The sequence below is a fragment of the Modestobacter lacusdianchii genome, from assembly GCF_054177765.1.
The window spans coordinates 1-21,260 of sequence record NZ_JBJJTJ010000019.1 but is presented as its reverse complement, the minus strand read 5'-3'; the positions used below and the strand labels follow the sequence as shown (position 1 = coordinate 21,260).

20 protein-coding genes are annotated in these 21,260 nt (G+C 74.3%); 9 read left to right on the top strand and 11 right to left on the bottom strand.

Going from position 1 to position 21,260, the window contains the following annotated elements; translation table 11 throughout:
- Positions 1-73 precede the first annotated feature (73 nt).
- From sucC to ACJTNH_RS14145, 3 genes are all read right to left on the bottom strand, one after another.
- Positions 74-1,234, bottom strand: a complete 1,161-nt coding sequence (gene sucC / locus ACJTNH_RS14155; protein ID WP_458176690.1) for an ADP-forming succinate--CoA ligase subunit beta — start codon at positions 1,232-1,234, stop codon at positions 74-76.
- Positions 1,235-1,339: 105 nt separating this feature from the next.
- Positions 1,340-1,750, bottom strand: coding sequence for a cobalamin B12-binding domain-containing protein (locus ACJTNH_RS14150; protein WP_299952360.1), 411 nt, complete (start codon positions 1,748-1,750; stop codon positions 1,340-1,342).
- Positions 1,751-1,784: 34 nt separating this feature from the next.
- A complete protein-coding gene (locus ACJTNH_RS14145) occupies positions 1,785-2,825 on the bottom strand; it encodes a hypothetical protein (protein WP_458176688.1) in 1,041 nt (346 codons plus the stop codon).
- Between the two features lie 155 nt (positions 2,826-2,980).
- Here ACJTNH_RS14145 and ACJTNH_RS14140 point away from each other — a divergent pair, with 155 nt between their 5' ends.
- Both ACJTNH_RS14140 and ACJTNH_RS14135 read left to right on the top strand, forming a co-directional pair.
- Positions 2,981-3,895: an esterase/lipase family protein gene (locus ACJTNH_RS14140; RefSeq protein WP_458176686.1), complete on the top strand. Its 915-nt coding sequence runs from the start codon at positions 2,981-2,983 to the stop codon at positions 3,893-3,895.
- 276 nt (positions 3,896-4,171) lie between these two features.
- Entirely contained in the window at positions 4,172-5,137 is a 966-nt protein-coding gene (locus tag ACJTNH_RS14135; protein WP_458176685.1) for a M23 family metallopeptidase, read from the top strand.
- Between the two features lie 213 nt (positions 5,138-5,350).
- On the opposite strand, the gene pcrA is transcribed toward ACJTNH_RS14135, so the two are convergent.
- Positions 5,351-7,642, bottom strand: coding sequence for a DNA helicase PcrA (gene pcrA, locus ACJTNH_RS14130; RefSeq protein ID WP_458176684.1), 2,292 nt, complete (start codon positions 7,640-7,642; stop codon positions 5,351-5,353).
- Between the two features lie 262 nt (positions 7,643-7,904).
- On the opposite strand from pcrA, the gene ACJTNH_RS14125 reads away from it, so the two are divergent.
- From ACJTNH_RS14125 to ACJTNH_RS14115, 3 genes are all read left to right on the top strand, one after another.
- Entirely contained in the window at positions 7,905-8,186 is a 282-nt protein-coding gene (locus ACJTNH_RS14125; protein ID WP_458176682.1) for a chorismate mutase, read from the top strand.
- A gap of 73 nt (positions 8,187-8,259) precedes the next feature.
- Positions 8,260-9,348 (top strand): diguanylate cyclase, encoded by a 1,089-nt coding sequence (locus ACJTNH_RS14120; protein WP_458176680.1) that lies wholly within the window; start codon positions 8,260-8,262, stop codon positions 9,346-9,348.
- A 13-nt stretch (positions 9,349-9,361) separates the two neighbouring features.
- Positions 9,362-10,096 carry a PIG-L deacetylase family protein gene (locus ACJTNH_RS14115; protein WP_458176789.1) on the top strand — a complete coding sequence of 245 codons (735 nt, stop codon included), beginning with the start codon at positions 9,362-9,364 and terminating at the stop codon, positions 10,094-10,096.
- A 24-nt stretch (positions 10,097-10,120) separates the two neighbouring features.
- On the opposite strand, the gene ACJTNH_RS14110 is transcribed toward ACJTNH_RS14115, so the two are convergent.
- The gene (locus ACJTNH_RS14110) at positions 10,121-10,786 is read right to left on the bottom strand and encodes a response regulator (RefSeq protein WP_458176678.1); all 666 of its coding nucleotides are present in this window, start codon (positions 10,784-10,786) and stop codon (positions 10,121-10,123) included.
- Positions 10,783-11,997 carry an ATP-binding protein gene (locus tag ACJTNH_RS14105; protein WP_458176676.1) on the bottom strand — a complete coding sequence of 405 codons (1,215 nt, stop codon included), beginning with the start codon at positions 11,995-11,997 and terminating at the stop codon, positions 10,783-10,785. The genes ACJTNH_RS14110 and ACJTNH_RS14105 overlap by 4 nt, the downstream gene beginning before the upstream one ends.
- A 132-nt stretch (positions 11,998-12,129) precedes the next feature.
- On the opposite strand from ACJTNH_RS14105, the gene ACJTNH_RS14100 reads away from it, so the two are divergent.
- Entirely contained in the window at positions 12,130-13,071 is a 942-nt protein-coding gene (locus ACJTNH_RS14100) for a PspC domain-containing protein (protein WP_458176674.1), read from the top strand.
- Positions 13,064-13,330, top strand: coding sequence for a hypothetical protein (locus tag ACJTNH_RS14095; protein WP_458176672.1), 267 nt, complete (start codon positions 13,064-13,066; stop codon positions 13,328-13,330). The genes ACJTNH_RS14100 and ACJTNH_RS14095 overlap by 8 nt, the downstream gene beginning before the upstream one ends.
- Before the next feature lie 96 nt (positions 13,331-13,426).
- On the opposite strand, the gene ACJTNH_RS14090 is transcribed toward ACJTNH_RS14095, so the two are convergent.
- The 4 genes from ACJTNH_RS14090 to guaB form a co-directional block, all read right to left on the bottom strand.
- Complete coding sequence (locus ACJTNH_RS14090; protein WP_458176670.1) at positions 13,427-14,452, bottom strand: sodium:calcium antiporter; 1,026 nt, start codon at positions 14,450-14,452, stop codon at positions 13,427-13,429.
- A 133-nt stretch (positions 14,453-14,585) separates the two neighbouring features.
- The gene (gene guaA, locus ACJTNH_RS14085) at positions 14,586-16,154 is read right to left on the bottom strand and encodes a glutamine-hydrolyzing GMP synthase (protein WP_458176668.1); all 1,569 of its coding nucleotides are present in this window, start codon (positions 16,152-16,154) and stop codon (positions 14,586-14,588) included.
- Between the two features lie 8 nt (positions 16,155-16,162).
- Positions 16,163-17,332, bottom strand: a complete 1,170-nt coding sequence (locus ACJTNH_RS14080) for a GuaB3 family IMP dehydrogenase-related protein (protein WP_458176666.1) — start codon at positions 17,330-17,332, stop codon at positions 16,163-16,165.
- A 3-nt stretch (positions 17,333-17,335) separates the two neighbouring features.
- Positions 17,336-18,856, bottom strand: coding sequence for an IMP dehydrogenase (gene guaB / locus ACJTNH_RS14075; RefSeq protein ID WP_458176664.1), 1,521 nt, complete (start codon positions 18,854-18,856; stop codon positions 17,336-17,338).
- 199 nt (positions 18,857-19,055) lie between these two features.
- On the opposite strand from guaB, the gene ACJTNH_RS14070 reads away from it, so the two are divergent.
- On the top strand, positions 19,056-19,484 hold the full coding sequence (locus tag ACJTNH_RS14070; protein WP_458176662.1) for a DUF5319 family protein: 429 nt from the start codon (positions 19,056-19,058) through the stop codon (positions 19,482-19,484).
- 237 nt (positions 19,485-19,721) lie between these two features.
- On the opposite strand, the gene ACJTNH_RS14065 is transcribed toward ACJTNH_RS14070, so the two are convergent.
- Complete coding sequence (locus tag ACJTNH_RS14065) at positions 19,722-20,477, bottom strand: response regulator transcription factor (RefSeq protein WP_458176660.1); 756 nt, start codon at positions 20,475-20,477, stop codon at positions 19,722-19,724.
- 387 nt (positions 20,478-20,864) lie between these two features.
- On the opposite strand from ACJTNH_RS14065, the gene ACJTNH_RS14060 reads away from it, so the two are divergent.
- Positions 20,865-21,164 carry a WhiB family transcriptional regulator gene (locus tag ACJTNH_RS14060; protein ID WP_246626158.1) on the top strand — a complete coding sequence of 100 codons (300 nt, stop codon included), beginning with the start codon at positions 20,865-20,867 and terminating at the stop codon, positions 21,162-21,164.
- The last annotated feature ends 96 nt before the right edge of the window (positions 21,165-21,260 follow it).

Below are 21,260 nucleotides of genomic sequence, written 5' to 3'. Positions count from 1 at the left end.
CTGCTGTCCTGTCTGGAACGGCCCCCCTCAGGGGCCCGCGCCGAGCTTGCGAGGTGGAGGGGAAGGGGTCCTTCTAGGCGGCGAGCTCGGCGGCGCGGCGGGCGGCGCCGTCCATGGTGTCGACCACGGTCACCAGCGGGTGGGCGGCCTCGGCGAGGATCCGCCGGCCCTCCTCCACGTTGTTGCCGTCGAGCCGGACGACCAGCGGCTTGCTGGCCTCGTCACCGAGCTGGCCCAGCGCCGCGACGATGCCGTTGGCGACGGCGTCGCAGGCGGTGATCCCGCCGAAGACGTTGACGAAGACGCTCTTCACGGCCGGGTCGGACAGGATGATGCCCAGCCCGTTGGCCATGACCTCGGCCGAGGCGCCACCACCGATGTCGAGGAAGTTGGCCGGGCGCACGCCGCCGAACTCCTCACCGGCGTAGGCGACGACGTCCAGGGTGCTCATGACCAGGCCGGCACCGTTGCCGATGATCCCGACCTCGCCCTGCAGCTTGACGTAGTTGAGGTCCTTCTCCTTGGCCGCGGCCTCGAGCGGGTCGGCGGCGGCGACGTCCTCGAGGGCGTCGTGCTCGCCGTGCCGGAAGGAGGCGTTCTCGTCCAGGGTCACCTTGGCGTCGAGGGCGAGCACGGTGCCGTCGGGGGCCTTGGCCAGCGGGTTGACCTCGACCAGCGTGGCGTCCTCCTTGGCGAAGACGTCCCAGAGCTGGACGGCGATGGCGATCACCTGGTCGCGCACCTCGGCGGGGAAGCCGGCGGCGTCCACGATCTCGGCGGCCTTCTGCGCGTCCACGCCGACGGAGGCGTCGACGGGGATGCGGGCCAGCGCCTCCGGGCGCTCGACGGCGAGCTGCTCGATCTCCATGCCGCCCTCCTTCGAGGCCATGGCCAGGAAGGTGCGGTTGGACCGGTCGAGCAGGTAGGAGAAGTAGTACTCCTCGGCGATGTCGCTGGCCTGGGCGACCATCACCTTGCGGGTGACGTGGCCCTTGATGTCCAGGCCGAGGATGTCCTGGGCACGCGCCTTGGCGCTCTCGGGGTCGTCGGCGAGCTTGACGCCACCGGCCTTGCCGCGGCCGCCGGTCTTCACCTGCGCCTTGACGACGACGGGCGCAGCGATCTCCCGCGCGATCGCCTCCGCCTGCTCCGGTGTCTCGGCGACGCCGCCGGGGAGCACGGGCACGCCGTGCGAGGCCAACAGGTCACGGGCCTGGTACTCGAAGAGATCCACGAGCAAGGACCGTAGCCCGCCCCCGGTCGGCGCGCGTCACGTGCCCTCCGTCCGAGGGGGACGTCTCACCCGTCTCTTCCGCTGGACGGCACCGGGGCGGCGCGGTCAGGCCTCCGCGACGGCGCCGACGTGGTCGCGCACCCAGCCGACGATCTCCTCCGTGGTCGCCCCGGGGGTGAACACGCGCTCGACGCCGAGCCGGGCCAGTTCGGGCAGGTCGGCGTCGGGGATGATCCCGCCGCCGAACACCACGACGTCGTCGACCCCGCGCTCGCGCAGCAGCTCGGCGAGCCGGGCGAACAGGGTCATGTGCGCACCGGAGAGGACCGACAGGCCGACGGCGTCGGCGTCCTCCTGCACCACCGTCTCCACGATCTGCTCGGGCGTCTGGTGCAACCCGGTGTAGACGACCTCCATGCCGGCGTCGCGGAGCGCGCGGGCGACCACCTTGGCGCCGCGGTCGTGGCCGTCGAGACCGGGCTTGGCGATCACCACACGGATGCGTTCGGTTGCCACGCCCGGGACTCTAGGGGCCCGGACGTGGTCTGCGTCACCCCTCGGTCGAGGCAGTCCCGGCGCGCCACCGCCAGGCCAGCAGGGTCAGGGCGACCATGCCCACCGCGAGCACCAGCAGCCCGGCGCCGGGGACGGTCCACTCCAGGGCGTCGCTGTGCACGGCGTCCCGGAGCCCGGCCAGGGCGGCGGTCAGCAGGGACACCGCCAGGGCGAGGAGGCCGCCCACCGCACCCAGGCGGGGTCGCAGCGACGGCGCGATGACGGCGCACAGCACCAGGGCACCGGCCAGCAGGAGCCCACCGAGCAGGGCCAGCCCCGGTCGCTCCAGCAGCGCCTGCGGCCCCTCGGTGGCCACCACCGTCTCCAGGCCGGTGGTCGGGTCGGTGACCACCCGGTCCGGGACGTCGGCCGCCGGCAGGGCCAGGCAGAGCACGGCGGCCACCGACAGCAGCACGGCCGCGCCCGCCAGCGCCGGGCGGACGGGGTCCAGCGAGCCGCCGTCCTCCATCACCGTGCGCCCCCACGCGACGATGGCGACGAGGCCGGCGAGCACGGTCAGCCCCAGCGCGACCACCCCCAGCACCCAGCCGGCACCGGTCTCCACGGAGCTGGTGAGCACCCGTTCGCCGGCGAGCACCTCGATCGCCGGCCGGGTCGTCGACCCGTTGCCGCGGTAGAGCTCGATCAGCAGCCGGCCGACCGCGAGAGCGGCACCGATCGCGGCGAACGCCAGCCCCAGGCGCGGCACCCGGCCCAGCAGCAGTCCGGCCCCGACGACGAGCGTGGCCACCGGACCCACCAGCGCGACCAGCGCGTCCAGCGGCCCGGTGGCGAACCGGAGCGCCTGGCCGCCGACCACGAGGTAGGTCGGGAAGACGGCGACCGCACCGACGAGGCCGGCCAGCACCAGCAGCGCCCCCGTGACGCGGGCCAGCACCGGGACGGTGCCCACCACGAGCTGGTCGGTGGCCGGGGTGCCGGCGACTGCTCGGGCGCGCCCACCGCCACCCCGGCGCGCGGACGTCGCCCCTCCGCCCTGGGCGGGAGTGGCGGGAACACGGTCACGGGCGGGCACGGTCGTCTCCTCGGGAGGTCGTCTGGTCGCGGGGGCGTGTCGTGTGTCCGGTGTGTGACGTCCAGCACAACGGGGCATTACCGTCCCGACAGGGAGCACACCAGGTGCACGGCGCACCGCCCGGTGCGGTGCCGAGGCGGGACGGGGAGGACGGCGTGCACGGAACCGTTCTGTCCTCCGCACCAGCGTGGCACGCGTCGACGGCTCCGGCAGGGAGCGACGTCCCGGAGGCGCCGCTCACCGCCGTCCGGAAGGGCCTGCGCTCCCTCGTCTCCCCCACGGCGCTCACCGGCAGCCTGACCGAGCTGGCCTGGGTCGGCGCCCACGCACTGCTCTACCCGCTGGGCACGCGCGCCGAGCGGCTGCGGCCCGACGGCAGCTTCCGCCCCGGCACCCAGCCACCGACGGCCCGGGCGCTGTTCGCCGCCGACCCGCTGGCCGCCCGGATCCCGGTCGTGCTCGTGCACGGCCTGGTCGACAACCGGTCGGTCTTCGCGGTGATGCGCCGCAGCCTGCGCCGCCGGGGCTTCGCCCAGGTGTGCTCGTGGAACTACAGCCCACTGCTCCGGGACGTCGAGAGCGCCGCCGAGGCGCTGGGCCGGCACGTGGAGCGGGTCTGCCGGGAGACCGGTCACGACCGGGTGCACGTCGTCGGCCACAGCCTGGGCGGTCTGGTCGCCCGCTACCTCGTGCAGCGACTGGGCGGTGACCAGCGGATCGAGTCCCTGGTGACCCTCGGGACGCCGCACGGGGGGAGCTGGTGGGCGCACGCACTGCCGACCCGGCTGGTCCGGCAGCTGCGGCCGGGTTCGTCGCTGTTCCAGGAGCTGGCCGCGCCGGTGCCGGGCTGCCGCACCCGGGTGACCGCGGTGTACAGCGATCTGGACCAGATGGTCGTGCCGTCGGCGGCCGGCCGCTGCGAGCACCCCGACCTCCAGGCCCGCAACGTGCTGGTCCGCGGGGTCGGGCACATGTCACTGCCGATCCACCGGGGCGTGGTCGACGAGGTGGCCGCCATCCTGGCGGGCCTCCGCACTGGCGGCGACGAGCCACTCCCCGCCGCCGCCTGACCCCTTGCTGATGGCCGGTCCGTCACCCCACCGGCCGGCACGCCTCGCTCTCGGACGCGACCTCTGTGACGGGTGTCGTCACTCAGAGACGACATGGCGACACGTGCTGTCAGGTGATTGAACCCCACACCGGCCGTCCGTAGCGTCCGCGAATGACACCGATGGGATTCCTCCCGCCGGGGTCACCGAACCACTGCGCACGCACCAGCCGCTCCCCCGGCCGGTGCCCGTCAGACCCGCGACCATGTCGTGGCGTCGCCGCCGGAAGGTGTCCCGTTGACCAGTCTCCGTGAGCCCGTGGGCCGCACCCGGGCCGAGGACGACCGCGTCCTGGACGCCGCGCCCGCGACGGGCGGCTGGGCCGGCGACCTCGACGGCGACTGGGACTGGGACGACGCCTGGGCCGCGACCCAGCCCGCTGACGCCCCGGACGTCACCGACCCGGAGCGGGCCGCCGACCAGCCGCGTCGCGCCCGCCGGGTGCTGCTCTCCCGCCGCCCGCGCGCCGCCGCCGACCGCGCCGCCACCGGCCGCACCGCCGCCGACCGCGCCGCCGACGGCCCCGCCGCTGCCGACCGCACCCGCCGCCGTTCGCTGCCGCGCCCGCCCGGGCGCCGCGCCCCGCTGCTGCTCGCCGTCGCCGTGGCCGGAGCGCTGGCCGCCTCGCTGCTGGGCACCGGCGCCTCCGACGTCCCCCCGGTCGCCTCCGGGCAGGACTACGGGCTGGGCATGGCCGACGCCAGCTTCTCCGGCGGCGTCGACGTGGCCGGCGCCCGCGGTGAGATCAGCCAGGCCGAGGCGCAGGCCCGGCTCAACGAGATCGCCGCCTCCCGGGCCGCGCGTGAGCCGGACTTCGTGGTGCCCACCGACGGCCGGCTGACCACCTGCTTCTGCCAGCGCTGGGGCACCATGCACTGGGGGCTGGACCTGGCCGCCCCGCTGGGCACCCCGATCCTCGCCGCCGCCGACGGGGTCGTGCTCCGCGCCGGACCGGCCTCGGGCTACGGCAACGCCGTCTACATCCAGGACGCCGACGGCAACGTGCAGATCTACGGGCACATGAAGTACTACAGCGTCTCCGCCGGGGACGTGGTGTCCGCCGGCGAGCAGATCGCCAAGGTCGGCAACCAGGGTCAGTCGACCGGGCCGCACCTGCACTTCGAGATCCACAGCGGCGGCATGAACGGCAAGCCGATCGACCCCGAGGCCTGGCTCAACGACCGGGGCCTCTCCGTCGGCTGACGCCGGAGCCCCGCGCTCCGGTCGGGTGAGCGCGCTGAGGCCGACGTGCAGCCGCCCCGGGAGCGCGTGGGGCCCTGGCGTCCTGCGCACGGGTCTGCCGGCCCCACGGCGTCCCCTGGATCGTCGGCTCCGAGCCACGGGCAGCCGTGACCGGCGGCCCCGTCGCACGGTCACCCGCCGAGCTCGCGGGGACCCTGCGACGGGGGCCCGCCGTCAGAGCTTGACGAGCGGGGCGTACCGGAGCACCAGGCGCTTGGTGCCGCCGGAACCGAAGTCGACCGTCGCCTGGGCCTTGTCACCGGCGCCGTTGATCTCGACGACGGTGCCCAGCCCGAACGCGTCGTGGCTGACCCGGTCGCCGATCTCGACGTTGATCACCGGGCGGTTGCCGGCACCGCCGCGCAGCCCGCCGGTGGACAGCCCGGTCGAGGCGACCCGCGACTGCGCCGAGCCCATCGCCTTGGTCGGCGCCGGCTCCAGCCGCTCCCAGTGGACGGCGTCGGTGGGCAGCTCGTCGAGGAACCGGGACGGCGGGTTGTAGGCCGGCTGCCCCCAGCTGGTGCGCACCGTCGCCCGGGAGAGGAACAACCGCTGCCGGGCCCGGGTGATGCCGACGTAGGCCAGCCGGCGCTCCTCCTCCAGCTCCCGCGGGTCGCCCAGCGCGCGCATGTGCGGGAAGACGCCGTCCTCCAGGCCGGTGAGGAAGACGACCGGGAACTCCAGCCCCTTGGCGGTGTGCAGGGTCATCAGCGTGACCACACCGGCCTCGTCGCCGGTGACCGGGATCTGGTCGGCGTCGGCGACCAGCGACACCTGCTCCAGGAAGTCGGTGACCGTGCCCTCGGGGGAGGCGGCCTCGAACTCGGCGGCCACCGAGATCAGCTCGTTGAGGTTGTCGACCCGACCCTCGTCCTGCGGGTCGGTGCTCGCCTCGAGCTCGGCGAGGTACCCGGTGCGGTCGAGGATGCTCTCCAGCAGGGCAGCCGGGCCGGAGCCGGTCTCCACCAGCTGCTCGAACTCCTCCAGCAGCGCGACGAACTCCTGGATCGCCTTGAGCGAGCGGGTGGCGAGCTCGCCCACCTCCGAGGCGCGGCGCAGCGCGCTGGCGAACGGGATGCGCTCCCGGTCGGCGAACCGCTCGATCGCGGACTCGGCGCGCTCGCCGATGCCGCGCTTGGGCGTGTTCAGCACCCGGCGCAGGCTGACCACGTCGGCCGGGTTGGCGACCACCTTCAGGTAGGCCACCGCGTCGCGGACCTCGCGGCGCTCGTAGAAGCGCACCCCGCCGACGACCTTGTAGGGCATGCCGACCCGGATGAACACCTCCTCGAACACCCGGGAGGCGTTGTTGGTCCGGTAGAAGACCGCGATGTCCGCAGGCCTGGCCGCGCCCTCGTCGGTGAGCGCGTCGATCTGCTCGGCGACCCAGGCGGCCTCGTCGTGCTCGTTGTCGGCGACGTAGCCCTCGATCAGCTCGCCGTCGCCGGCGTCGGACCAGAGGTTCTTCGGCCGGCGGGCGGTGTTGCGGGCGATGACCTGGTTGGCCGCCTTGAGGATGCGCTGGGTGGAGCGGTAGTTCTGCTCCAGGACGATCGTGGTGGCCTCGGGGTAGTCGCGCTCGAACTCGTCGATGTTGCGGATCGTGGCGCCCCGGAAGGCGTAGATCGACTGGTCGGCGTCGCCGACGACGCACAGCTCGGCCGGGGGCACCGGCCCGCCGTGCGTGCCCACCAGCTCGCGCACCAGCACGTACTGGGCGTGGTTGGTGTCCTGGTACTCGTCGACCAGCACGTGCCGGAACCGGCGGCGGTAGTGCTCGGCCACGTCCGGGAAGGCCTGCAGCAGGTGCACCGTGGTCATGATCAGGTCGTCGAAGTCCATGGCGTGCGCCTCGCGCAGCCGCCGCTGGTACAGCGCGTACGCCTCGGCCAGCACCTTCTCCGGCGCCGTCTGCGGGGCGTAGGACTCCTCGTCGATCAGCTCGTTCTTCAGGTTCGACACCTGGTTGGCCAGGCTGCGCCCGGGATAGCGCTTGGCGTCCAGGTCGAGGTCGCGGGCGACCATCGTCATCAGCCGGACCGAGTCGCCCTGGTCGTAGATGGTGAACGAGCTCTTCATGCCGAGCTTGGCGGCCTCGGCGCGCAGGATGCGCACGCACATGGAGTGGAAGGTCGAGACCCACATCGCCCGGGCCCGCGGACCGACCAGGGCGGCGACCCGCTCCTTCATCTCCCCGGCGGCCTTGTTGGTGAAGGTGATCGCCATGATCTCGCCGGGCTGCACGCCGCGGGCGCCCAGCAGGTAGGCGATGCGGTGGGTGAGCACCCGGGTCTTGCCCGAGCCCGCGCCGGCGACGATGAGCAGCGGGCTGCCCTCGTGCACGACGGCGTCGCGCTGCGGGCCGTTGAGGCCGGCGAGCATCCGGTCGAGTTCGCGGCCGGTCTGGCCGGGGGTCTGCCGGGCGAGCGCGGCGGTGCCGGGGAGGGTGTGCTGGGGGCTGCTCATGACGCAGCCACTCTAAGCCGGGACACCGACACCGCCGGGGGCCAGCGTGTCGGCTGGGGAGGGCGTGACCTGGCCGCACGGTCCGGGGGTGTGGCAGACTCCCCGGCGTGCTGATGCATCGCGAGTTTCACTACGGCCACCGGGTTCCGGTGTCCGTACTCGCTGGCTGATCAGCCACCGCACACGACGCCCCGGGCCCAAGGCCCCGGGGCGTTTTCTCTGTCCCGGGTCCGACGGCCTCCCACCCGCCCCGGAGGACCCGATGAGCACCACCCTCTCCCCCACCGACAGCCCTGCCGAGCCGGCCGAGCGCATCGACGCGCTGCGCGCCGAGATCGACGCCTGCGACGCCCAGATCATCGAACTGGTCCAGCGCCGGCTGGCCGTCTCCCGGGAGATCGGCGCGCTGCGCACCGCCTCGGGCGGCATGCGGCTGTCGCTGTCCCGCGAGCAGCGGGTGCTCGACCGCTTCCGCACCGCGCTCGGTCCGGACGGCGCCGCGCTCGGGATGATGCTGCTGCGTCAGGGCCGCGGCCGGCTCTGAGCCGCTCCACCCGTCCGGGGGACGATGCCGGGTGGTGCGTCAAGCTCGGCTCAGCGCGGTCGATGTCCTCACCGTGACCGCACGCGCCGTCTCGACCGAGGGACGCCTGTCCCGGTGGTTGCGCGGCAACTTGGCCGACCAGGCCCGGTACGCGGACATGCACACGCGGTTCCGCAACGCCGAGCCCATCGGCGCCCTGGTCGGTGGGACGACGCTGCTGGCCTCCTGGTGGCACGGTCCGGCGCTGGTGGGGCTCGTCGTCCTCGGCGGGCTGACGATGATCGGCGGCGTCCAGCTGCACCGGAGGCTGCCGAACGCCGAGGCCATCGGTGCCGTCGCCTTCCTGCTCCTGGAGGTCAACGCCGCTGCGGCGGTGGTGGTCAGCGGCGGTGCGACCAGCCCGCTGCTGCCCCTGATGGTCGTCCCCGTCTTCAGCCAGGCCGTGGCCTTCCGGCTGCCCCTGTTCGTCACCGGCATGCTCACCTCGATGGTGCTGGCCGTCCTGGCCGTGGTCCTCGCACCGCCGGCCGTGCCGGCTCCGGACTGGCTGCACGTGGTCGCCTACCTGGCGCTGCTGGGCTGCCTCGCCCTGGCGGGCCACTGGTTGCTCAGCGCCGACCTGCACTCCCGCGACGAGGCGGTCGTCGACCCGCTGACCGGGCTCTACAACCGGGTCACGCTCAACGCCCGGTTCGCCGACCTGCAGCGCCGGGCCGCCGAGGCCGGCACCTGCATCGGGTTGGTCATGCTCGACGTCGACCACTTCAAGCAGGTCAACGACGAACACGGGCACGACCGCGGCGACCTCGTCCTCCGGGAGCTGGCCGACCGGCTGCGCCAGGAGCTGCGCGTCTCCGACATCGCCTACCGGATCGGTGGTGAGGAGTTCGTCGTCCTCCTGCCGGGTCGGGATGCCCCGGGCACCCTGCAGGTGGCCGAGCGGCTCCGCCGGTCGGTGCAGGCCGAGCCGCTGTCGGGCCTGCCGGTGACCCTGTCGGCCGGCGTGGTGTGCGGCGCCGGCGGCACCGACGACCTGACCGACCTGCTCCGCGCCGCCGACGGCGCGCTCTACCGGGCCAAGCGCGACGGACGCAACCAGGTCGTCGCGGCCGAGCCGGTCCCCGACTCCCCCCGCCAGCCGGTCACCGGCGCCCACACCTAGGCTGCCGCGCGTGATGCCGCTGCCCACCGCCCCTGCCGAGCACGTCGACCGCGTCCTGTGCGTGCTCGCCCATCCCGACGACGTCGACTTCGGCAGCGCCGGGACGGTCGCCACCTGGACGGCGGCGGGCACCGAGGTCACCTACTGCATGGTGACCGACGGGGACGCCGGTGGGTTCGACGAGACCCCGCGCGACCAGATGGGGCCGTTGCGCCGTGCGGAGCAGCGCGCCGCGGCCGATGCGGTGGGTGTCACCGACGTCCGTTTCCTGGGCTACCCGGACGGGCGGCTGGAGCTGAGCCTGGACCTGCGCCGGGACATCAGCCGGGTGATCCGCCAGGTGCGCCCGCAGCGGGTGCTCACCAGCTCGCCGGAGCGCTTCTACGAGCGGATCGGGGCCAGCCACCCCGACCACATGACCGTGGGCGAGTCGACCCTGCGCGCCGTGTACCCCGACGCCCGCAACCCCTTCGCCTTCCCCGAGCTGCTGGCCGACGAGGGCCTCCAGGAGTGGACGGTGTCCGAGGTCTGGCTGGGCGGGGGCCCGCACTCCGACCACGCCGTCGACGTCACCGACGTCCTGGACCGGAAGCTGGCCGCGCTGCGTTCGCACGCCAGCCAGGTCTCCCACCTGCCCGACGGGCAGCTGGAGGAGTTCCTGACCGGCTGGATGCGGCAGAACGCCCGCTCCCACGGCCTGCCCGAGGGCCGGCTGGCCGAGGCGTTCCAGGTCGTCTACACCGCCTGAGCCGGATCCGGCGGGATCGGCGGGCTACAGCAACCGGTTGGTGGCCGCCCAGCGGGTGAGCTCGTTGCGGTTGGACAGCTGCAGCTTGCGCAGCACGTTGCTGGCGTGGGACTCCACCGTCTTGACCGAGATGAACAGCCGGCCGCCGATCTCCCGGTAGGTGTAGCCGCGGGCCAGCAGCTGCATCACCTCCCGCTCCCGGGCCGAGAGCAGGTCCAGCCCCGGGTCGGTCGCCGGGTCCTCCGCCGCCGGGGCCGGGGTCGCCGGCCCCGCGGCGGCGAAGGCGTCGAGCACGAACCCGGCCAGCCGCGGGCTGAAGACCACGTCGTCCTCGGCCACCCGGCGGACGGCGTCGCGCAGCTCGGCGCCGGAGATCGTCTTCGTGACGTACCCGCGGGCGCCGGCCCGGATGACCGCGATGACGTCCTCGGCGGCGTCGGAGACCGACAGGGCCAGCCACCGGGTGCCGGGCAGCTCGGCGCGCAGCGTCTCCAGCACCGCGTGCCCGCCGCCGCCGGGCAGGTGCACGTCCAGCAGCACCACGTCGGGGGTGCTGGCCCGGATGCCGGCGACCGCGCTGGCGACGTCCGCGGCCTCGCCGACCACCTCGACGTCCTCGCCGAGCTCGGTCCGCACGCCGGCGCGCACCATCGCGTGGTCGTCGACGAGGAAGACCCGGGTGCCGCTCACGCCGTGGCCTCCGTCTGCTCGCGTGGGAGGCAGAGCTCCACCTCGGTCCCCTCTCCTGGTGCCGAACGCACCGTCGCCGTGCCCTGCAGCCGGGTGAGCCGGCCGATCACCGAGTCCCGCAGGCCGCGCCGGTCACCCGGCACCGTGGCCGGGTCGAACCCGGCGCCGCGGTCCCGCACGAACACCGTCACCGACGTCGGGGTGACCTCGCTGTACAGCGAGACGCTCGCCGCGCCGGAGTGCTTCGCGGCGTTGACCACCGCCTCCTTCGCCGCCTGGCCGAGGGTCGCCACCGCGTCGTCCACGGGCACGTCGCCGACGACGACCGGGTCGACGGTGACGGCGTGGTCGGCCTCGACCTCGGCCACCAGCCGGGCGACCAGCCCCGCCCAGGTGCCGCCGGTGGCCACCGTCGGCTCGTACAGCCAGGCCCGCAGCTCCCGCTCCTGGCTGCGGGCCAGCCGGCCGACCACGGTGGGGTCATCCGCGTGCCGCTGGATGAGCGCCAGGGTCTGCAGCACCGAGTCGTGCAGGTGCGCGGCGACCGCGGCCCGCTCCTCGGACCGGATCCGGGCCGCCCGCTCGGCGGCGCGCTGGTCGAGCAGCCGGCGCCACAGCGGTGCGGTCGCCAGCACCAGGCCGACGAGGATGACGACGGTGGCGGTGAAGCCGTTGCGGGCGTTGGCCAGCTGGCCGGTGGTGGCCAGCAGCAGCACCACGCCCAGCACCCCGACCACGACGCCGGCGGCCAGCCCCCAGCGGCCGGTGCGGCGGGAGAGCGTGGCGTCGGTGTCGGTCTGCCGCCAGATCAGCGCCAGCCCGATGCCGGCCAGCACCAGCGGCAGGACGACGTCGTAGCCGCCGAAGGTGAGCAGCTGGGAGACCAGCCCGAAGGCGGCGAACGACAGCAGCGACAGCAGGATCAGCTGGCGGCGGCTGGGGCGCTGCCCGAGCACGGCCCCGGGGGCGCCGTCGCCGTCCGGGTCGGCGACCGGCATGGTCAGCCACAGCAGCGCGTAGGCGACGACCCCCACCCCGGTGAACGCCAGCCCCACGACGACGACCCGGACGACCAGCGGGTCCAGGCGCAGGTGCGCAGCCGTCCCCGCGGCGACCCCGGCCAGCAACCGGTCGTCGGCCGGGCGCGCCAGCGGGGGCCGGGCAGGGGCGCCCGTGGACGGCCGGGCGGCCGGCGCGGTGCTGGTGGTCACGGGACGATCGTGTCACCGTCCTCCGTGCAGGCACACCGGTGATCACCCGGGGCAGCGAGGCCGACGCGGATCAGGGTCGGGCCAGGGGTTTCCCGGATACCGCCGGGGCCACCGGGTCGGCAGGCTGGTGCCATGACCTCAGCACTCCCCCCGTCGGCCCCGCCGCCCACGGCCGCGCAGCCCCCGGGCTCCTGGCCGCCACCTCCGCCCACCCCCGGACCCGCGCCCCGCCCGCAGCTGCGGCGCAGCCGCAACGACCGGGTGATCGGCGGCGTCGCCGGCGGCCTCGCCGAGTACACCGGCATCGACGCCCTGCTCTGGCGGGTCGGCGCGATCGCCCTGACCCTCGCCGGCGGCAGCGGCATCATCATCTACCTGCTGCTGTGGCTGCTCATGCCCTCGGCGCCCGCCGCGCAGCCCGGTGACCCGGCTGCCCCGGCCACCCGGGCGCCGTCCGGCCCGCGCTCACCGGTGCCCGGGGTGACCGTCGCGGCGCTGCTGATCGTGCTCGGGCTCGGCGTCCTGGTCACCCAGTTCACCGACCTCGACCTCGGCCCCCGCGGCTTCCTGGGCAGCGCGCTGCTGGTCGTCGGCGTCGGGCTGGTGGTCGGTGCGCTCACCGGCGTCGGCCGCGGCGCCAAGGGCGGGCTGATCACCCTCGGTCTGCTGCTGTCCGCGGCGTTGCTGGTGGCCTCCACCGTGCAGCTGCCCAACGGGGAGATGGGCGACCGCACGTACCGGCCGATCACCGCCGCCGGCGTCCAGTCGGTCTACGAGCACGGTGCCGGCGACTTCACCCTGGACCTCACCGGGATCGACCTGGACGGCACCGGCCGGCCGATCACCACCGAGATCGACGCGGGCGTGGGCGACATCGACGTGGTGGTGCCCTACGCCGCCGACGTCCGGGTGAGCGTGGACAACGGCATCGGGGAGGTGGAGCTGTTCGGCGAGATCGTCGACGAGGGCTACTTCCCCGGCAGCGGCTCCGCCGACTGGAGCGACGACGACGACCCGGAGATCGTGCTCACGATCTCCTCCGGTCTGGGCGACGTGGAGGTGTCCCGTGGCTGAGCACGACCCCTACGGCCGGCAGCAGACCGAGGTCCTCCCCGGCGGGCTGCCCGCCGAGGACGACGCCGCGCCGCGCCGGGACGTCGACGCGCTGCCGCTGGTCGCCGGCATCCTGTTCATCGGGCTGGCCGTCCTGCTGATGACCGGGGTGACCCTGCCGCTGGACTGGTTCAGCCACGGCTTCTCCTGGGTGCTGCTGATCGGCGCCGGGATCGCACTGCTGGTCAACGAGCTGCGCCGGGCCCGCCGCCGCCGCTGACCCGCCGCCGAGGACCGGTGCCGGGCGGGGTCACCCGGCACCGGCCCGAGACACCGACCACGAGGGCCCGGGGAGCGAGAGCTCCCCGGGCCCTCGTCATCGGCTGATCACCGCCAGGCCGACGGTCGCGGCGTAGATGACCGGGATGAGCAGGCCCTCGAAGCCGATCCCCTTCCGGTCACGCATCACCAGCCCGGCGGTGAGGACTGCGATCAGCAGCATGGTGCCGCCGAGCAGCACGAGGCTGGTCGAGCCGGCGTCCCGGTACAGGGAACCGTCCAGGTACCCCAGGTCGGCGACCGCGATCATCAGCATGTCGAAGACGTTGCCCCCGACGATGTTGCCGACCCCGAGGGTGAGCTGCCCCATCCGCACCGCGGTGACCAGCACGACCAGCTCGGGCAGCGAGCTCACGGCAGTGGTGAGCGTGAACCCGATGATGCCGCCCTCCAGGCCGGTGCCGGCGGCGACACCGAGACCGGCCTGCCCCACCACCCAGCCGGCGACGCCGACGACCAGTCCCAGCCCGGCGAGGGTGGCCCAGAGCCGGCGGGTGGACCGGTCGGAGCCGCTCCCCTCGTCCGCGTGGTCGCCCTCGGTCGCCGAGGTGTGGGTGGGCACCCACATCGGGTGGTCGTGCATCCGGCGGAGCAACCGCAACCCGTAGGCGTAGAGCAGGGGGATGAGCAGCGTCACCGGGTGGACCCAGCCCAGCGTCAGCTGCGGCGTCGCGTAGGCGATCACCGGCAGCGACAGCATCGCCATGAGGACCACCGACTGCATGACGTTCTCCAGCGACGCCGCCGCGTGCTCGAGGTTGGCCCGGCGGTACACCAGGTCGGCGACGGCCAGCCAGACCGTCTGCAGCGCGATGCCGCCGACCGGGTTGGCCAGCGCGAACCCGGCGTCCCCCTCCAGGGCCCCGGTGAGGACGGTGACGTTGCCCGGCAGCGAGGTGACCGCGCCGAGCAGCAGGGCCCCGCCGATGGCGTCACCGAGCCCGGTCCGGTCGGCGAGCTCGTCAGCGGCCTTGGTCAGCCGGACACCGGCGAACACGATGACGACGGCCATCGCGACCAGTGCGATCGCGCTCGGGACGAGCGGCCACGTCCCGGTGGTCACCGCGGCACCTCCCACCGCCAACGGTCATGTCCGGCCTTCTCGCAGGGGCCCGCCACGAGCCGGTGACGTGCTGGAGCGGCCCCGTCGCAGGGGCCCGCGCCGAGCCTGCGAGGCGTGGGGGGCGACGGGGTCCCTACTCCCACTCGATGGTGCCCGGCGGCTTGCTCGTCACGTCGAGCACGACCCGGTTCACCTCGGCGACCTCGTTGGTGATCCGGGTGGAGATGCGCGCCAGCACGTCGTAGGGCAGCCGGGTCCAGTCGGCGGTCATCGCGTCCTCGCTGGACACTGGGCGCAGCACGACGGGGTGGCCGTACGTGCGCCCGTCGCCCTGCACGCCCACCGAGCGGACGTCGGCCAGCAGCACCACCGGGCACTGCCAGATCTCGGTGTCCAGGTGGGCCGCGGTCAGCTCCTCGCGGGCGATCGCGTCGGCCTGCCGGAGCACGTCCAGCCGCTCCCGGGTGACCTCGCCGATGATCCGGATGCCCAGACCCGGGCCGGGGAACGGCTGGCGCTGCACCAGGGTGTCGGGGAGGCCCAGCTGGCGGCCCACCTCGCGCACCTCGTCCTTGAACAGCGTGCGCAGCGGCTCGACCAGGGTGAACGTCAGATCTTCGGGCAGCCCACCGACGTTGTGGTGGCTCTTGATGTTCGCCGTCCCCGTGCCGCCCCCGGACTCGACGACGTCGGGGTAGAGGGTGCCCTGCACCAGGAAGTCGACGGTCTCGCCGTGCTCCTTGGCGTCGGCGACGACGTCGAGGGCGGCCTGCTCGAAGACCCGGATGAACTCCCGGCCGATGATCTTGCGCTTGGTCTCCGGGTCGCTGACCCCGGCGAGCGCGCCGAGGAACTGCTCACTGGCGTCGACCACCCGCAGGTCGGCGCCGGTGACGGCGACGAAGTCGCGCTCGATCTGCTCGGTCTCGCCCGCGCGCATCAGCCCGTGGTCGACGTAGACGCAGGTGAGCCGGTCGCCGATGGCCTGCTGGACCAGCGCCGCGGCCACCGCGGAGTCGACCCCGCCGGACAGCCCGCAGATCGCCCGCCGGTCGCCGATCTGCTCCCGGATGGCGGCGACCTGCTCGTCGACGACGTTGGCCATCGTCCAGCTCGGCTCGAGGCCGGCGATGTCGAACAGGAAGTGCTCCAGCACCGTCTGCCCGTGCGGGGTGTTCTTCACCTCCGGGTGGAACTGCACTCCGGCCAGCCGCCGGTCGACGTCCTCGAACGCCGCGACCGGGGCGCCGGTGGAGGTGGCGGTGACGGTGAACCCGGGCGGGGCGGCACTGACCGCGTCGCCGTGGCTCATCCACACCGACTGCTCGTTCGGCGTCGTCCCGAACAGCCGACCGGGGGTGGTGACGGTCAGCGGGGTGCCGCCGTACTCCCGGTCGCCGGTGCGGGCGACGGTGCCGCCCAGGCTGGCGGCCATCGCCTGGAAGCCGTAGCAGATGCCGAAGGCCGGCACGCCGGCCTCGAACACCGCCGGGTCGACCTGCGGCGCCCCCTCGGCGTAGACGCTGGACGGGCCGCCGGAGAGGACGATCGCCGCCGGCTTGCGGGCCAGCAGCTCCTCCACCGGCACGTCGGAGCCGACGAGCTCGGAGTAGACGCCGGCCTCGCGGATCCGCCGGGCGATCAGCTGGGCGTACTGGGCGCCGAAGTCGACGACCAGCACCGTCGGGAAGTCCATGCTCATCGGTGCGGTCAGCCCGCCCGGTGACCGGGCACGTCGGCCACGTCGCCCCGCCCGCCCAGGACCAGGTCGACCCGCTGGAACTCCTTGAGGTCCCGGTAGCCGGTCTTGGCCATCGTGCGGCGCAGCGCGCCGAAGAGGTTGGTGCGACCGTCGGAGGCCTCGGCCGGGCCGAAGAGCACCTGGTCCAGGGTGCCGCGGGGCGCCGCCGGGGCCGACGTGCCGCCGCGCGGCAGCCGCGGGTGCGCGGCCACCGAGTCCCACCACACGCCGCCGCCCGGGGCCTCCTCGGCGACCCGCAGCGGCTCACCGAGCTGGACGGCGTCCGCGCCGCAGGCCAGGGCCCGGGCGATGGCGCCGCTGGTCTCGATCCGCCCGTTGGCGATCACGTGCACGTAGCGGCCACCGGTCTCGTCCAGGTAGTCGCGGCGAGCCGCGGCGGCGTCGGCGATGGCGCTGGCCAGCGGCACCCGGATGCCCATCACGGCGTCGGCGGTCGACCAGCTGTCGGCGCCCACCCCGACGATGACGCCGGCCGCACCGGTGCGCATCAGGTGCAGCGCGGTCTGGTAGTCGGCGGCACCGCCGACGATCACCGGGACGTCGAGGTCGGCGATGAACTCCTTGAGGTTCAGCGCCTCGCCCGCGGTGGTGACGTGCTCGGCGGAGACGATCGTGCCCTGGATGACCAGCAGGTCGGCGCCCGCGGCCAGCACGGTCGGGGCCAGCCCGACGGTGTGCTGCGGGGAGACCCGGACGGCGGTGGTGACCCCGGCGTCGCGCATCTCCTTGACCCGGGCGCTGATCAGGTCGGGCTTCACCGGCTCGGCGTAGACCTCCTGCAGCAGCGCGGTCGGCGGCCCGGCGTCGGGGCCGGCGGCCTCGCGCAGCCGGCGCAGCACGTCGGTCGGGTCGTCGTACCGGGTCCACAGGCCCTCGGCGTTGAGCACGCCCAGGCCACCGGCCTGGCCGACCGCGACCGCGGTGGCCGGGCTGACCACTGCGTCACTGGGGCTGGTGACCAGCGGGATGTCGAACCGGAAGGCGTCGATCTGCCAGGCGGTGGAGACGTCGTCGTGGTCGCGGGTGCGCCGCGAGGGGACGATCGACACCTCGTCCAGGTCGTAGCCCCGGCGGGCGAAGCGGTTCAGGCCGATCTCGACGTTGTCACGTACGGGCATGGGTCAGCGGCCTCGGTAGTTGGGGGCTTCGACGGTCATCTGGATGTCGTGCGGGTGGCTCTCGGTCAGCCCCGCGGAGGTGATCCGGGTGAGCTGGCCGCGGTCCTGCAGGTCGGCGACGGTGGCGGCGCCGGCGTAGCCCATGCCGGCGCGCAGGCCACCGACCAGCTGGTGGGCGACCCCCGACAGCGGGCCCCGGTAGGGCACCTGGCCCTCGATGCCCTCGGGGACGAGCTTGTCGTCGGAGAGGACGTCGTCGGCGAAGTACCGGTCGCGGCTGAAGGACTGGTTGCCGCGCTTCTGCATCGCGCCCAGCGAGCCCATGCCGCGGTAGGTCTTGTACTGCTTGCCGTTCATGAAGACCAGCTCGCCCGGGGCCTCCTCGACCCCGGCGAACAGGCCGCCGATCATCACCGTGTCGGCGCCGGCCACGAGGGCCTTGGCGATGTCGCCGGAGTACTGCAGCCCGCCGTCGGCGATGACCGGGACCCCGGCCGGCCGGGCGGCGAGGCTGGCCTCGTAGATGGCGGTGACCTGCGGGACGCCGACCCCGGCCACCACGCGGGTGGTGCAGATGGAGCCGGGGCCGACCCCGACCTTGACCGCGTCCACCCCGGCGTCGATCAGGGCCTGCGCACCGGCCCGGGTGGCGATGTTGCCGCCGACGACCTGCACGCCGTGCCCGACGTTGGCGAAGTCCGCCTTGACCCGGGCGACCATGTCCAGCACGGCCCGCTGGTGGCCGTGGGCGGTGTCGACGACGAGCACGTCGACCCCGGCGTCCACGAGCAGCCCGGCCCGCTTGTAGGCGTCCTCGCCGACGCCGAGCGCGGCACCGACGGAGAGCCGGCCGTCGACGTCCTTGGTGGCGTTGGGGTACTGGTCGCGCTTGACGAAGTCCTTGACGGTGATGAGGCCCCGGAGCCGGCCGGCGTCGTCGACCAGCGGGAGCTTCTCGATCTTGTGCTGCTTGAGCAGCGCGAGCGCGCGCTCGGGGTCGACGCCGACGGGCGCGGTGACCAGCGGCATCGGCGTCATCACGTCGCGGACGAGGCGGTTCTGGTCGGTCTCGAAGCGCATGTCGCGGTTGGTCACCATGCCGACCAGCCCGCCCTCGGCGTCGACCACGGGGGCGCCGGAGATGCGGTACCGGCCCGACAGGGCGTCGACCTCGGCCAGCGTGTTGTCCGGGGAGCAGGTGACCGGGTTGGTCACCATGCCGGCCTCGGAGCGCTTGACCAGGTCGACCTGGCCGGCCTGGTCCTCGGCGGCGAGGTTGCGGTGCAGGACGCCGATGCCGCCCGCACGGGCCATGGCGATCGCCATCCGCGACTCGGTGACGGTGTCCATCGCCGAGGAGACCAGCGGGATGGCCAGCCGGATGCCGCGGGTCAGCCGGGTGCTGGTGTCCACGTCGGTCGGGACGATGTCCGAGGCGCCGGGCACCAGCAGGACGTCGTCGTAGGTCAGCCCCAGCGGGGCGAACTTGGCCGGCAGTTCAGGTGTGCGCTCGTCGGGCTGCATGTGCCGCCACCCTCTCGACTTCGGTGGGAGCGCCTCCGAGGCGCACGGGAACCCATCTCATGTTAGGCGGCCCCCGTGCAGGGCCTCCGCCCCGTTACGGTTGTCCGGCGGCCGGCCGGCCCGGCCACCTGCCGACTGACCAGCAACACCACAGCCAGCAACGCCACAGCAGGCCGGTGCACACCGGCGAGGAGGACACGTGGACGCGTGGGACGAGTTCGGCGCGCAGCCGGACCGCGACCCGGACTTCGGGGGCGATCTCGGCTCGGGCGACCACTCCGGACAGCCACCGCTGACCATGGAGGAACGAGCCGGCGTGCTCGACGACCTGGCCGAGCTGGAGGTCTTCCGCACCCTGCTGGAGCCCACCGGCGTCAAGGGCATCGTCGTCGACTGCCCCGACTGCCAGGAGGAGCACCACGTCGACTGGGCGCTGATGCAGGCCAACCTGCGCCAGCTGCTCGACGAGGGGCAGACCGGCCGGCACGAACCGCCGTTCGACCCCGACCCCGACGACTACGTCAGCTGGGACTACGCCAGCGGCTACGCCGACGGGGTGGCCGCGCTGGCCGAGCGGGAGGAGCCCACCGGCCGCCACGGCGCCGGCCGGCACGCCCGCGAGGACTGAGCCCTGCTCATCGCGACCCTCCGGGCCGCACCGCGGCCAGCTGCCGTGCCCGGCCGCCGCTGAGCCGTTCCGTCCGCTCCGCGTCGGACCCTCCGGGCCCACCGCGGTCCGGACAGCGGTCCTCCGGACCGCGAGGGTGCCGTCCCCGGCGCGGCCACTCGGGGATCGACGTCCAGATGCGCCTGAGCGCGGTGTCCGAGGGATCGGACACCGCGCTCAGGCGCTTCTCGGTGCTGGTCAGTGCATCATGCCGCGGCGGAAGCCGGTGGCCACGGCCTCGGCGCGGTCCTTGGCGCCGAGCTTGCGGAACAGCCGCCGGGCGTGGGTCTTGATGGTGTCCTCGGACAGGTAGAGCTCCCGGCCGATCTGGGCGTTGCTCTTGCCCTGGCTCATCCCGGTGAGCACCTGCATCTCCCGCGCCGACAGCGCGACGTGCGGCGTCTCGGGCACCGTGGAACGGACCGTGGTGGGGGCCAGGCCGGCCAGCGGGCTCGCGCCGCCCCACGGCGAGCCGGCGGGGGCACCGGCGAGGGCGACGGCGTGCTGCGGGCTGCGGGGCGCCGGGGCCAGCTGCTGCACCGGGCGGCCCTCGGGGCGCATGCCGGTGCGGGACAGCCCCAGGCCCAGCTCCACCGGGCTGGCGTCCCAGCGCAGGTAGCCGCGGGCGCCGAAGGCCACCGCCGCCCGCACCGTCTCCGCGTCGTCCGGGGCACCCAGCATGAGCACCGGGAGCGAGGGGTGCGACCGGAGCACCTGGGTGGCCACGGACAGCCCGCTGTCGGTGGCCCGCTGGGTCCCGACGAGCAGGACGTCGGGGAGCCGGTTGTCCAGCCGGGCCATCAGCGACGCCGGGTCACCGACCGCCTCGACCCGGCTGACGAAGGGCAGGGCGAGCAGTCGCCCGGCGACCTCGTCGCGGACCCGGCGCCGCTCGTCGAACACCCAGACCACGGCCCCGGTGCTGCCGTTGCCGCGCATCCTGTCCTCGATCACCCTTGCTCCCGTCTGCGCCGGCGGAGCCGGCGACCTGCCGCCCGGGCACGGCCCGGGCAGGTCCCGGAGCGAGGTGGGCCCCCGCTCCTGGGGTGCCGCACCCCCGGTGTCCCCGGACGGGTGGCGGGTGTCCCCCACCCCGGTGGTCGGCACTCCCTGTGACCACCTTGATCCGCACGGTGGTAGGGCGACAGGCACCGTCACCCCCGCGGGTGAGTGACGTGGGACGCGCGCCGTGGCACCCCGGTGGGGCGCGACGCCTGAAGCACATCTCGGCCGATCTCGCAGAACGAGCACGACCACACGTGTTTGCGGCCGCTCGGCAACGGGCATCGGGCCGGAAGTGACCGGGCAGACCCCCCGGTGCACCCGAGCCGAGGAGGTCCAATGGCTGACATCCGCCGACTGCCCACCCCCGTCGCCGAGGTCTGGGACTGGCAGTTGCACGGTTCCTGCCGGGGCGAGAGCACGTCGCTCTTCTTCCACCCCGACGGTGAGCGCGGGCCGGCCCGAGCGCGGCGCCAGGCCGCCGCCAAGGCCGTCTGCGGCACCTGCCCGGTCGTCCAGTCCTGCCTGCAGCACGCACTGTCGGTGCGCGAGCCGTACGGCGTCTGGGGCGGCATGAGCGAGGAGGAGCGGGCGCGGCTCATCGCCGCCGAGCCCGCCGCCATCGCAGCCGGGGTCTGATCGTCCGGCGGGGAGGACCTCACCCGCCGAGGAGCACGCGAGAGGGGGGGGGGGCGGGCGGCCGGGGGGGCGCCCCCCCGCGGCGGCGCCCACAGG